Source organism: Nocardiopsis sp. MG754419 (assembly GCF_018207095.1).
Lineage (GTDB): Bacteria > Actinomycetota > Actinomycetes > Streptosporangiales > Streptosporangiaceae > Nocardiopsis.
This window is the reverse complement of the sequence record NZ_QOCZ01000357.1, coordinates 1-495: the sequence shown is the minus strand read 5'-3', so window position 1 is coordinate 495 and position 495 is coordinate 1. Positions and strand designations below refer to the sequence as shown.

General features: G+C 73.5%; 1 pseudogene. It reads left to right on the top strand.

The features are described from left to right. Positions 1–274: 274 nt before the first annotated feature. Positions 275–495 (top strand): annotated as a pseudogene (locus tag DSY14_RS29700) (hypothetical protein); the annotation flags it as partial.

Below are 495 nucleotides of genomic sequence, written 5' to 3'. Positions count from 1 at the left end.
TGGATGTGGCCGGCCCGGTGGTGCTCCAGCGTGTGCTGGAGGGCCTCAAGGCTCTGCCGGGGGTGGTGTGAGTGCGCTACCTCGACCCCCACATCCCCGACCACGACCAGCGACGACCGCGCGGCAGCGTGGCGCCCTTGACCGGCGCGCGGTGGCGACCCACGCCCCTGCCCCACCCGGCCGTGGGCCCGGTGGGCGCGTCGGCACAGAGCGCCCCCGAGGGCCGTCCCGCCGCGCCTGCGCAAGGCGACTCCCACACCCTTGAGGAGACGCGATGACCTTCTCGACCTATGCGGGGGTGTGTCCGGAAGCTGGGGTGGACGCGTTGGGTCGTGCCCGCTGGTGCATTCTGGCCGGTGGCCATGAGGGCGATCACCGCGATGACCACGGGCGTGTCTGGCCGCCTGCGGGGGTGGTGTTGCAGGGGTTGATCGCCCGGTGGGGGCGCACCCACCGCATCGCGTGGACGGGCCGGTTGTGGATGGCCACCGACCG